Origin of the sequence: Paenibacillus xylanilyticus, assembly GCF_013359935.1 — a bacterium.
Classification (GTDB): Bacteria; Bacillota; Bacilli; order Paenibacillales; family Paenibacillaceae; genus Paenibacillus; species Paenibacillus xylanilyticus.
Genome location: NZ_JABMCB010000206.1, coordinates 515,208 through 527,601, shown reverse-complemented (window position 1 = coordinate 527,601; position 12,394 = coordinate 515,208). Strand labels below are relative to the sequence as shown.

Genomic DNA, 12,394 nt, shown 5'->3' with positions numbered 1-12,394 from the left:
CGCTTTCTGCAAGTTGATCATAGCGGATTTGGCTGTCCACTTAACAGGTACACTTGAGCGATAAAGCGTACAGTTATCCCTTTTGGGAGGGAACAAACCAGCATCAGAACGGCCATTTCTCCATTTGAAACGCTATAAAACACAAAAAGACCGCATTGTTCCGGTAGGGACAACACGGTCGCAGGACCTGGATGATTTATTCGTAGTCCGATTGTCTGTACACGCTGGGAGAAATACCGTTCAATCGCTTAAAGGCGCGCCGGAAGGAATGCGAACTGTTGTAACCGACTCTTGTCGCAATTTCATCGACCGTATAATTACTGTTCTTTAGCAGAATTATCGCCTGATCCATTCGGACCTTAATCAGATGATCGGAGAAATTAACGCCGGTATATTCCTTGAACAGTTGAGAAATGTATTTCTCGGGCCGCTCAACCTGTTCGGCAACACGATACAGCGTAAGCTCGGTATCCGAATACATCTCCGCGGTATATTCTTTGATTTGCTTAATGATCTGGCTATGGATATCCTTCTTCTTGTTAGCAATGAGTCCGCACAGTTCTTCCATGATTTCGTACAAATCAGACTTGACGGATTCCAGAGGCTCTGCAGATCCAATCTCGATGACCCGCCGTTTGACATTTTCAATGGCATCGTATTCCGTAAATGCTTTCTGATCAAGCAGCTTGATAAAGGTACCCTTCATTTCGCCGATAAGTTGATGCTTCATCTCCATGGACAGCTCCCGCTGCTCCATGTTCTGAATCATGATCGATTCGACAATTCGCTTGGCTTCTTCAAGCTCTCCGGCCCGGATCGTCGTTATCAGGCGCTGCTCTGAGTCGAGCGGATAATAATAGGTCGTATTTTCAATCTGGGTTTCACTATTCCACATCACGCCTCTTTGGTTCGTATAAATGGCGTATTCCAGCGCCTGATTGGCTTGGTCAAAGGAATGACTGACTTCCGTCACGGAAGTGAAGTAATTGCCAAATCCCGACTGGATGGTGATCCGGTATTCATTAAACATAACCTGTGCCAAATTCTCCATGGTCTGTGTAATATCTTCTACTGTTTGGTCACTGCCAGCCTCCTCCTCCGTGGAGAAAAACAACGTAGCCACTTTATCCGATCCCCAATCGGTCATCAGTATATCAACACCTACATCACTCAGAGCCTGCTTCAGCAGCAGCCGGGAAGCGTTCAGCTCATTCAGGACTTCAACGTTGTCCATGCTGCCATAACCGTTAATCTGAACGATGCCTGCATACCCCGTCCCCTGATGCAAACGGATATCCGCCTGTTCAGCAGCGGAATGAATTTCGTCCCGCGATTTGAATTCACCAGAGATCAGTCGTTTCAAAAACGCATCTCTCACGAGTGGAAGCTGCCGATTCAGCTCCGATTCCAGCAGCTTATTCTTGGTAATCATATCCGCGATATTCCCGCTAAGAAAATCAAACTCGTTCCTGGAAGCTCCCTCATCTCTCCCAAACTGCTCCTTCATCACACTAAGCAGCCGATTAATCGGTGCGCTGTGGCGATAGGCCAATATAAGTCCAACAACCAGGCCGATCAACAATGTACCACCTGTAATGAGCATACTCATCTTCTTGATCTTGTTTGCATTTTCCAAAAGGAGATCCCTGGGAATCCCTGCCTGGTAAACCCAGCCATTCGTATCGGATCGAGTTGTGATGACTAGATCATTCTCATAAAACTGACTGACCTTGCTCTGATCAAAACCCGGATCGGATGTCATCTTGGCCATCTCTGATACTCCGCTGCCCTTCAGCGCGATGGTGTTTCCCTGCGCATCACTGATATGAACCCATCCACCATATCGATCCGTCAGACTGGACAGCAGTCCAACAATCATTTTCTCGTCAATGACAACGACGGCGACCGCTGGTGAAGAATTATTGAAGCTGTCCAAAGGCAATGACTGCATATACGTAATGACCGAAGTTTGCTGACCTCTGCTGACATAGGAACTGAGCGGCTTGATCTCACTCCGGTGCGTTTGATCTAATACTTCCTTCATCCACTCCTCCAGTGACAGATCGGTATAATGAAAATCGGTGTAATAATGATTCGGCCTGTAGGAAGAGCCCGGGGTGAGGATCAAATCATAATTGGCCAGATAAATATAATAATTTTGCAGGAAATCATTTGTCTGTCCAAACGTCAGTACATTCTCCATGGCTCGCCATATGCCATATACATTCGTTTCGTTATCCCTTTCATTCATAAGAACGTTCAGTTCCTGACTAACGGCAAGCTGTCTCGTGAAACCTTCGACTTCAGCCATGCGGCGCTCCAATATTTCTTGTCCCTTCTCAAGCTGGGTAATCCCATTCTCAATGGAAATGGACTGTGTTACGGAAATCGAAGTGAGATAAGACATATAACCACCAATGCTGGGTATAACCAAAATGATCACATACGAAATGAGAAATTTCCGAAAAACACTGGAATTTTTAATGGGTAACCCCCTCCCTTACCGAGATATTGGCAGCGCTATCATACTCACAGATTATCTCATTTTTTAACTTAGTCAAATGTTTTCTTGGTCATGCAGCAGCTGTATTCGTTTTTTTCACCACCAACATCCTCTCTCTTGATTATTCCGTATCATTATAAAGAAGGGGACCACTTGGGTCCCCTTCTCACTGAAGCTATTTCCACACTATTCCACCCATTGTTCCCCGCCATTTGCAGCAGGCTTCGAAACATGATCAGCAGAAGCTTCTTCAATATCTCCAAAAGCCCAATGCGAAGGTAAGACATCTTTCCACTTCGGCTGCGAAACACCTGTAAGCGGGCCTCTGCTGAACGCTCGGTTAATGACGACAACGGCTTCTGCCCGTGTCAACTCCGCATTCGGCCGGAAAGTGCCGTCACGGTAACCCGTCAGGATTCCCAAGCTTTGTGCTCTCAGAATTGCATCCTTTGCCCAATGCCTGCCGATATCGCTAAATCCGCTGCCCGTTGTGGCGGGATCCGGATTTAGACTCACTGCAAGACTTGCCATCTCTGCACGGGTTAATGATTGGTTTGGTTTAAATGTGCCATCCTTGTAACCTTTCATAAGTCCCATCTTCGCTACCTTGTCAATGGCCTCTGCTCCCCAATGGGATGAATCCACATCTCTGTATGTTACATCCGATTGTACTGCATCTTTTTCATATACCTGGGCTAAAATGGTTGCCATTTCTGCACGCGTGATCTTGTTATTCGGTTTGAACAAACCGCCCTTATATCCGTTAATGTAGGCCTCATGCCGCATCGTCTTATCATCCGTGTTTTCCGAAGGTTCCTCTCCCGTTCCTGTTTCAGGAGCTTCCGAAGGAGTTACCGGAGGCTGTGTGACGGGAGCTGATGGTGCCCCTGGATTGGAAGGTACGGACGGTCCTGGTGGATTTGTCGGATTCGTTGGCCCACCGTTCCCGGCAGCGATTGTAAATTTCAGTTGATCGGTGAGCATAAGTTCTCCAGACTTCTTAACGGCTTTCAGCGTGTGTACACCACTTGTCATTCCCGAGATGCTGTATATCTCCTGCTGATTTTTACGACCTTGGCTGTATGTGTCTACCGTCTGGACCAGGTTTCCGTCGATATAGATGTCTACTTCCCCCTGCTGCGGCCCGGTAGGTGAAATCATGCTTATGCCGGTTCCTTTGAAGACATACTCAAATGAATCACCATCTACGGTCGAATAATGAATATCGTTGAGGTAGTCGCCGTCAAAGACAAAGCTAAGTTTCAGCGTGCCAAGCGGCTGCTGGGCAAGATACGACTTTTTCAATGTTACCCGATCACCTGCTGCCTCATAATCGGTCCCCACAACCAGTTCTTGTGATCCGTTCATGATTTTGCTGAAACTTTCCGGCTCCTGTAAAAGCTTCACTTCAATATCTGCCTGCGCAGATTCAGCTTTGTCAAAAATGGCGCTCACCGGCTGAATGATATTGGGGATTTCCACTTTTAGAAAGTCCAGCAGCATGAACCGTCCGGACTTTTTCACAGCTCTTAGTGTGTGCTGTCCATCCGGTAGTCCAGAAATACTGTACACCTTTTGCTGTGCCAATCGTCCTTCACGGTAAGCACTTACCGTTTCCTTGAATTCACCATCCACGTAGATATCCATATCTCCCTGTGAAGGGTCGACTTCCGTATAAAATTGGATGCCCGTTCCGCGGAATTCATACTCAAAATAATCGCCGTTCTGCTCGGCGTAATGCACGTCATCCTGATAGTCACCGAATGCTCTTCCCGTACTGCGTGACCAGTTGCCGCTGTACTTGATGGCGGGATCGTCGTTATTGATCATCGCGAACCGGATTCCTGAAGTATCGCTCACCTTGATTGTCAGCGTCTGCAGATCAGCCGAGCTAAATACCACACTTAGCTCTGTTGTTCCCACTGGCAGCTGCGCGAGGTATTGCTTCTTGATCGTTAACGTGTTGTCAACGACCTCGTAGTCATTCTCATCGAGAAGAACCCCGTCTTGTTCCAAGCCTGTCAATACATTGCCGTTCAAGTTTAACGTGATTTTCAGATCCGCTTGTTGCTCCGTTACCTTGTCGAAGTCTGCTGTAGTTGGACTAATCGTACTGTTCTGCCCTCCAGCCTCTTTCTCCTTCGATACCTTGAGCGCATCCAAAAGCATGTACTGGCCCGAATCCTTAACTACCTTCAATGTATGTGTGCCACTGGGCAGATCCGTTTTGCTGTACAGCACCTGCTGAACTTCCCTTTCTCCATCGGTATAAGCACTTACTTGTTCTGCCGTTCCATTATCAAGAATGATGCTCATATCTCCCTGCTCTCCATGTTTCTCTGTCAGCAGCTCAATGCCTGTACCTGTAAACGTGTACTCCAAATAATCCCCGTCTTGTTCCGTATAATGCACATCGTCATTGTAGTCCCCAAAACCTCTGCCGGAATTCGAGTTCCATGAACCCGTGTATTGGATCTCACTGTCGTCATCGTTAACGTAGACCACATCGGTAACCGTGGCATTGTTCCCGGAGACGGAAGACGCAGCTGGTTCATCTGCAGCATTCGAATCGCTCGCCGTACCCGGATTCGTGGGTTCCGTGCCCGTAGAATCCTGAATGACTATACTCAAATCCTGTGCACCTTCTAATTGTTCCTTGCCTCCATTGCGCTTCCAATCCCCGTTATAGCGCATGCCCGTATCATCGTCATTCACAGTTGATGTTCCACTCAGCGCTGTTACTTTCAGCATCCGTGAAGCATGAGGCTCCAATAAACCGCTGCTGAATTCCTCGTTAAATGTACCCAGTTCAGAGTGGCTCCACAGATCACGGACCGATGCGGGACCTTCCAGGCCAATATCACTCCAGTTGACATTGACCTCAACACTTCGGTTGCCCAGATTAAACAAGGCTACACTGTAGGTCCCATCTCCATTATTGGCATACCATACCTGCTGCTTCGTATCGATCGAGACCGGATGAGCCGGACGTCCAGCCTGATTAACGGCAATCACTTCATCGTTCGTCAGCAGTTCCAGTCCGTAGCTGTCCAGTCTGGTCATGTCATTTCCTGTATATAAGGGTGCAGAAGAGATCGCCCAGAACGTCATCGCTGTCTTCCGCTCATCCTTGGTGAGCCCATCCATGGAGCCATTACCAATGTTTAACGAATCAAAGTCGTTCCATCCGCCGGGGCCTGCATCCCGCCACCAAAGCGCTGCGATTGGAAACAGGCGTGCAATATTAGCCCACTGCGTCAAACCCACATTACTGTCGTATGCTTCGACATCCCAGTCGATACGCCAGCCGTTGGCGTGTTTTTTCCAGAAATCCACGTAGTTGTGGTCCAGTGCCCATGAAAGCTCGAACCAGATATTATGTCTTGCCAAAGCCTTGGACCAGGCCTCCACATCTCCTCGTGCATCCCGGCTCAAATTGTTGATTCCCGAACCTGGGGTCACACTGTCGAATTTGACAAAGTTAATACCCCACTCGCCCAGAAGATCGGCGATGGAATCGATGTATTTCTGAGCACACGGATTCGAGAAATCAATCTTATAGGTATAGGCATTCCAGGCATCCATCACCGTGAGCGGCTGGTATGCGATGTCCTGCATCCGGCATGCTCCACCCGTCCCGTAGATCTCCAAATTTTTATTGTACGCATCAATGGATAGTCCAGGAATCAGATAGATCCCGATCTTCTGACCATTGTTATGAACATAGTCAATCACCTCCTGGAATCCGTTCGGATACAGCGCTTCGTTAGGGATCGGTCTTCCGTATTCGTCATTGTCTCCATTCCATCCCGCATCAATGTTGATATACTCATAGCCATGGGCCTGCAGCTTCTCGCGCATGGCATCCGACTGCTTCTTAATGCTCTCTGCGGATATCCATTTCACTGAAGGGTCATACACCTGCATACTGTAACTGCTCCAGCCCATATACGGTTTCTCGGCAAATGCTGCATCCGCCGCTTCGGCTACGTGATCTTTTGTTCCTGTAAAACCAAACTGTACTGCTGCCATGATGAACACCAGAAGAACCATCGCCATCCTTTTCCCTATTCGTTTCAAATCATCCCTACCCCCTCTGAAATGTGAATTCAAGCCATTCATGATAGCGCTTTCCTTACGAGAAGAGAATAGTGGATGTACTATTTCCGGGATAGGTACAATTCGGCATTTTGCGTACATTTCACCTTGATTACGGGGGCAAATCAGCCATAGAACAGACATTTTTCCTTTTACCTCAGGTATAGACCAAAATGAATTATCTTTTGTTACGCCTCAATCAAGTGGCAAATCCTCAATAGAGTTGGGAGTTCCGTTCCTCAAAAAAGACATAAAAAAAGGTCTCTCGCAGGCGTTAGCCTAACGAGAAACCTTTTCTTTTCTTATGATGCGGTCGAGAGGACTCGAACCTCCACGGGGGGTTAGCCCACACGGACCTGAACCGTGCGCGTCTGCCAATTCCGCCACGACCGCATATGGTATATCTCCGGGATAATCTATCGCGGCGACAATAAATAATATATCATGTGGAATTCATAGTGTCAACACTTAAAATAAATGGATATATCACAAAGGCATATATAGAGCGCTGAAGTCAGAATGACCTCACTTTACATGTCGGAAACGAATCGTCTCTTCTCTTTTTACTCCAATCAAAATATTTGTCCAAATTCTCCCCTGTTGAAACACAAATTACTTTTTTGTCATCATAAATAATCATTCGGAACTACTCTATTCTGCAAAAAGTCTTGAATTCCGTTAACATTGAAGGAGGAAGAAACGTTTGACAATTACGCATTTATGCAATATAGTTTCAAAAGGTTACAAAAACTTAATTATTCAATTGCCGAGTTTCATGTTTGAAAACGGGGGAACCATTTTGGGTGAATTATTCTTATACATAGGAAATATAGGGAACCTTCTACCGAACCCTTAGCTAACTCCGTAGGCATCGAAGGGAGAACATTGATTTTGAAAAAGCTTATCATTTCTATTTTTGGAGCAGCCATTCTATTTACATCCGGTGCAGCAAGCACTGAGGCAAGCAGTATCAACACCGTCGTTAACAGCATGACTGGCATACCTTACAAGTGGGGCGGCACGACGCTGGCCGGTTTTGATTGCTCTGGGTTTATGAGATATATTTTTGAAAAATATAGTATTGAATTACCACGTACATCACAACAGCAAGCCAAAGCAGGTACTCCGGTATCCAAAGCGAATCTGCGGACAGGTGATCTGGTGTTTTTCAACACTTCAGGCAAAGGCATTTCACACACAGGCGTATACATTGGTGGCGGACAGTTCGCTCATGCCTCCAGCAGCAAAGGTGTCAGCATTACCAAATTATCAAATCCGTATTTTAACACACGTTACGTTACCGCACGCCGGGTAACTGGACAATTTATGTATAACAAGATGCTCGGAAAAATATAAGTTGGACAAAAAACAGGCTCCGGATCAATCCAGGGCCTGTTTTTCTGTCTTGCTATGCTTACTCATTCTCAAGGAGAACCTAGTGCAATGCTTTTTGTACACGCATTGCGCCTTGTGACAGCGCGTGACCGCCACCAACGGCTCCTGCTACCGCTACCGTCTCCATAATTTCCTGGTCGGTTGCACCCTTTGCACGGGCCTCTTCCACATGGTAAAACGTACATACCTCGTTATTGGCAAACAATCCGATTCCGAGAGCAATCAGCTGCTTGGTTTTGGCATCAATGGCACCTGACTGAAAGCATTCCCCGGTAAACTCATGGTACGATTTCACCACCCCAGGCAACGCGTTGCTTAATTCTCCAATCTGATCCTTATAAGCATGAACCTTATCATTCATCAATGTCATGGCTATTGCACATCCTCTCAGCTGATATGTTACCTTCTCGCTGTACCTATCTTCTCTCCCGAGTGGTGCAATTATGCCAAAACATCCATGGTAATTCCATGCATCGGACCGGGTCTCTTTTATTCACTGAGCGGGCTTTGACGCGGTTCGCTAAAGAGCTGATAACGATAGTTACGATCCAACTTGACCACGCGTCTGTTCTGGCGGCGGATGAGCACCTGTTCCCCATCCCAGGCAACGACAATCCCGGTTACATCGTTGGATTCCAGCCCGTCCCGTATCACTCTTACTTTTTCACCCGATAAGCGCAGTGCATCCAATTCTGCATCACTAATCATGTCTATGGCTCCTATGTTCCAAATTTATTTACAAAAAGAGACCTAAATGAAAAGTCATTTAGGTCTCACGTGACTGTATTGGACTGTCATGTCATTCGAAAAATGTCCCGACTGAAAGTTACCGCTGCGCGTGCTCTTTGCTGTCGTTCTTCTCGAACCAAAAATCAAGCACTTTGGCGGACATCACACGTTCTTCAAGGTACTCCACTTGATGCGGTGTAAATTGTTCTTTCCAAGAGAAGGACAACTCTTCGCACAAGCCTACAATTGTCAGCAACTCTGACCAGGCAACATAGCGTTTGTACCAGAAAAATTGAGGATGTTCAATCATATAGGGATAAAGGTCATCGAATTCCGTATGTTTACAATCCAGGGCACGTTCAAAATGAACTTTCGACTCCGCCAGCTTTTCAATAAAGAATTGTTCTGATGCCGGTTGGTTCCCCATGGTGTTGCCTCCTCTCCCTAACATAACCCCATTATAAATGAAATCCGCGGTCATGCAAAGGCATTGTTCAAAAAATAGGCCCTTTTCCTTGAAACTGTCACATTTCGTTATCGTCGAATTGCACGGTCCCATCGTTCAGTGAACGAATGCGCACCAAGGCTTCAACCGGTATGCCCTGTTCGCGGATGGTGCGTGCTCCTGCCTGAAAACATTTCTCGACAACCACGCCGAATCCGACGAGCTCCGCGCCCGAACGCTCGATAATTTTAATGACACCGCGGGCAGCATCTCCGTTGGCGATGATATCGTCTATAAACAAAATACGGTCATTCTCATGAATGTATTCGCGGGATACCATAATATCAGTTACAATCCCTTTGGTAAAGGAAGGTACGCGTTCACAGTAGGCATCAGGATCAGCCAGAAGCGTCTTTTTGCGACGGGCAAATACAAGCGGCACCCCAAGTTCATGAGCGGCGGCAAATGCAACCGGAATCCCTGAAGACTCTACCGTAATGACCCGGGTCACTCCACTTTCACGAAAACGAGCAGCAAACTCGCGCCCCATCTCCATCGTCAAAGCAGGATCAATCTGATGATTCAATAATCCGTCCAGCTTCAGCACCTGATCCGAGATGACTACGCCTTCTTGTAAAATTCGTTGTTTCAATACTTCCATGATTTGACCTCCCAAGCCTATCCTATGAGGTAAAAGTATCATAGATAAGGCTGTCAGTTCAAGCGAAATCGCCTTTCCCCCAACTTTAGCCCGGATAAGGAACGTAAAGCTTCTCCCGATTGTCATGAGTTTCCAGAGTCAAGCATACCTTGTACCATGGTACCCGCATGTCCAAACTATTCAGGGGCCTGAGAGGGGAAACGCATGAAACAGGCATTCCGGGTGCTGCAGATCGCATTTACATACATCGGAACGGTTGTAGGAGCCGGCTTCGCGACAGGGCAGGAAATATTGCAGTTTTTTACCCAGTATGGCAAATGGGCCACCGTCACCATCGGCTTATCCACCATGCTCTTTGTCTGGCTGGGCACCAAAATGATGCTGATCGCCCATGATACGGGCTCCCGCTCTTATGAAGATCTTAATAAGCATTTGTTCGGGCACAAGGCAGGCAAATGGATTACCTGGTTAACACTTTTGATTCTCATTGGTGTAAACAGTGTAATGCTTGCCGGAGCAGGCTCGGTCTTCGTGGAGCATCTTGGACTGCATTACCAGACTGGTTTGATCCTCACGATTGTGGGAACATACCTGCTTCTTGGACGAGGTATCAAAGCCATACTGCAAATGAATAGCATTGTGGTTCCGATGATGCTCCTGTTGTCCTTGCTTATGATTACAAGCACCATACACCATCCTGGTGCTTTACGGTTTATTACGCTGACTACAGATGCCCATCCTGTACAGGTGTGGCTTTCTCCACTATTGTATTCATCCTTCAATCTGGTACTGGCCCAAGCCGTCTTGGTGCCGGTAGGCAATCAGATCCGAAATCGTAACGTGCTGAAGTGGGGCGGTGTATTCGGCGGAATAGGCGTAGGCTTCATGCTTCTTGCCGCCCACTTCGCCATGTCAGCCCAGATGCCCGGTATCATGCAATTTGAGATTCCAATGGGGAGCATTGCCTTCCAACTTGGATGGGCTGTGCAATCCGTGTATGTAACTCTGATATTCATGGAAATATTCACTACATTCGTCGCAGATATCTATGGCATGACCCTTCAGCTTGGTCAGCACTTGCAAGTCCACCCCAGATTAATAACATTAACCATTATGCTGCTGTGCTACTCACTCAGCCAGTTTGGTTTCAGCTCCCTTTTATCCATTCTGTACCCGATTTTCGGGAGTCTTGCTCTATTCTGGGCCGGAAGGTTGGTAACCGACCGCTGGGGCAGTTTTCGCGCGAGGCATAAAAATTTGTAACTTGCAATCTATAACTGAAATCCGTTGATCGATAATACGCAGATTATCAAGACCAAAAGCCGCTGTTTTTCACAGCGGCTTCATCCCTTTATTTTTGATGAATCTATTCCTTGTTCGCATATTGCAGGTACATTTTTTTCAGTTCGTTAACCGATCTGCCCAAAGAGTAATGCGTCTTGGCTTTCTCACATGCCGAGCGTGCAAGTTCGTAGCGATACGAGGGATCCAGCATGACTTTTTCCAGCGCCTCAGCAAGTGCTGGCGGATCCTCTGGAGGCACCAGCAGCCCGTTGCTGCCGTTCTCGATCTGTTCGGGTATTCCGCCCACATCGGTGCCTATAAGGGCAAGGCAGCTCAGTGCTGCTTCGGCAAATACGGATCCGAATGCCTCCGCACGGGAAGGAAGTACGAATATATCAAAGAATGGCATGAATTCCTCAGGATGCAGCGTGTATCCGTAAAAAATGGTTTCGTTATATATGCCCAGCCGCTGTGCCAACTCTTCCAAATCAGGTCGAATCGGACCATCCCCGATAATATGCAAAACATAGTCATGTCCCCGCCCTTTGAGTTCCGCGCACGCTTTAAATAAAATATCAAGTCCTTTGGCAGGAACAAGTCGGCACACTGTTACCAGTTGTGGAATGGCATTGTCATGAGGAATGGGTTTGAAGCGTTTTTCATCGAAACCGTTCGGAATAATGCCAATCACGTCGGGCTGCTTCACATAGGGTGTCAAATACCGCCTAAATGAATCCGAGACGGTTAACAGTCGCTCTGCCTGATGCTCAAGTTCGCCGTATATGGCGAGAAGAAACTGATGTTCCAGACCGTCCGGCTCAATTCGACCATTCAGGATCAACTCCCGCTCATAACTTGAGTGAATGGTCTGAATAAGCGGTGTATCTGGAAATACATTCTTCATGGCCAGACCTGCAATGGGGTGGTGAGCATGAATCAAGTCGTAGGGTTTCTGAATGCGCAGTTTAGTCCACCATAAATAATCACGGTACGTCTGCATATATTTTTGAACGACCGGACTCTCCTGATATAGGGTCCAATCGAACGTTTCGAACTGCACGTCCTCTCTGCCCTTGTTGCGGATTCGCTTCGGCAGCGAGAACAGGTCCATCTCCCACCTCGGAGTTGTAAACCTCTCCTGCATATACGGTATCATAGAGGATACACCTCCGGGCTGCTCCGGAGGAAAGAAAAGCGCCTGCAGCAATTTCACCGTTAGTTTCCCCCTTTCTAGCTTCAGTCTTTTCAGTACATCTACAATCATGATATATTAGAACGT

At 47.2% G+C, this 12,394-nt stretch carries 9 protein-coding genes, 1 tRNA gene and 1 riboswitch; of the genes, 2 read left to right on the top strand and 8 right to left on the bottom strand.

The features are described 5' to 3' along the window. Positions 1-196: 196 nt before the first annotated feature. From HP552_RS34335 to HP552_RS34325, 3 genes are all read right to left on the bottom strand, one after another. Entirely contained in the window at positions 197-2,407 is a 2,211-nt protein-coding gene (locus tag HP552_RS34335) for a helix-turn-helix domain-containing protein (RefSeq protein WP_175399776.1), read from the bottom strand. 282 nt (positions 2,408-2,689) lie between these two features. Beyond that, positions 2,690-6,583, bottom strand: a complete 3,894-nt coding sequence (locus tag HP552_RS34330) for a X2-like carbohydrate binding domain-containing protein (RefSeq protein ID WP_175399775.1) — start codon at positions 6,581-6,583, stop codon at positions 2,690-2,692. Between the two features lie 326 nt (positions 6,584-6,909). Then, positions 6,910-6,994 (bottom strand) — tRNA-Leu (locus HP552_RS34325). A 361-nt stretch (positions 6,995-7,355) separates the two neighbouring features. Next, a riboswitch (cyclic di-AMP (ydaO/yuaA leader) is annotated at positions 7,356-7,487 on the top strand. A gap of 5 nt (positions 7,488-7,492) precedes the next feature. Here HP552_RS34325 and HP552_RS34320 point away from each other — a divergent pair. Then, a complete protein-coding gene (locus HP552_RS34320) occupies positions 7,493-7,957 on the top strand; it encodes a C40 family peptidase (protein WP_175399774.1) in 465 nt (154 codons plus the stop codon). A gap of 79 nt (positions 7,958-8,036) precedes the next feature. On the opposite strand, the gene HP552_RS34315 is transcribed toward HP552_RS34320, so the two are convergent. The 4 genes from HP552_RS34315 to HP552_RS34300 form a co-directional block, all read right to left on the bottom strand. Continuing rightward, entirely contained in the window at positions 8,037-8,366 is a 330-nt protein-coding gene (locus HP552_RS34315) for a carboxymuconolactone decarboxylase family protein (protein ID WP_175399773.1), read from the bottom strand. A 119-nt stretch (positions 8,367-8,485) separates the two neighbouring features. Next, positions 8,486-8,704 (bottom strand): hypothetical protein, encoded by a 219-nt coding sequence (locus HP552_RS34310; RefSeq protein ID WP_175399772.1) that lies wholly within the window; start codon positions 8,702-8,704, stop codon positions 8,486-8,488. Positions 8,705-8,822: 118 nt separating this feature from the next. Beyond that, complete coding sequence (locus HP552_RS34305; RefSeq protein WP_175399771.1) at positions 8,823-9,152, bottom strand: hypothetical protein; 330 nt, start codon at positions 9,150-9,152, stop codon at positions 8,823-8,825. Between the two features lie 97 nt (positions 9,153-9,249). Next, on the bottom strand, positions 9,250-9,831 hold the full coding sequence (locus HP552_RS34300; RefSeq protein ID WP_175399770.1) for a xanthine phosphoribosyltransferase: 582 nt from the start codon (positions 9,829-9,831) through the stop codon (positions 9,250-9,252). Between the two features lie 204 nt (positions 9,832-10,035). On the opposite strand from HP552_RS34300, the gene HP552_RS34295 reads away from it, so the two are divergent. Next, positions 10,036-11,094, top strand: coding sequence for a YkvI family membrane protein (locus tag HP552_RS34295; protein ID WP_175399769.1), 1,059 nt, complete (start codon positions 10,036-10,038; stop codon positions 11,092-11,094). Positions 11,095-11,197: 103 nt separating this feature from the next. Here the strand turns inward: HP552_RS34295 and HP552_RS34290 are convergent, their stop codons facing one another. Further along, complete coding sequence (locus HP552_RS34290; protein ID WP_175399768.1) at positions 11,198-12,328, bottom strand: glycosyltransferase family 4 protein; 1,131 nt, start codon at positions 12,326-12,328, stop codon at positions 11,198-11,200. Between the last annotated feature and the right edge of the window lie 66 nt (positions 12,329-12,394).

Coding starts and splice junctions, on each gene's coding strand:
- HP552_RS34310 (WP_175399772.1), bottom strand. CDS start 8,704: ATGATTAGTGATGCAGAATTGGATGCACTGCGCTTATCGGGTGAAAAA.
- HP552_RS34315 (WP_175399773.1), bottom strand. CDS start 8,366: ATGACATTGATGAATGATAAGGTTCATGCTTATAAGGATCAGATTGGA.
- HP552_RS34295 (WP_175399769.1), top strand. CDS start 10,036: ATGAAACAGGCATTCCGGGTGCTGCAGATCGCATTTACATACATCGGA.
- HP552_RS34300 (WP_175399770.1), bottom strand. CDS start 9,831: ATGGAAGTATTGAAACAACGAATTTTACAAGAAGGCGTAGTCATCTCG.
- HP552_RS34335 (WP_175399776.1), bottom strand. CDS start 2,407: ATGTCTTATCTCACTTCGATTTCCGTAACACAGTCCATTTCCATTGAG.
- HP552_RS34305 (WP_175399771.1), bottom strand. CDS start 9,152: ATGGGGAACCAACCGGCATCAGAACAATTCTTTATTGAAAAGCTGGCG.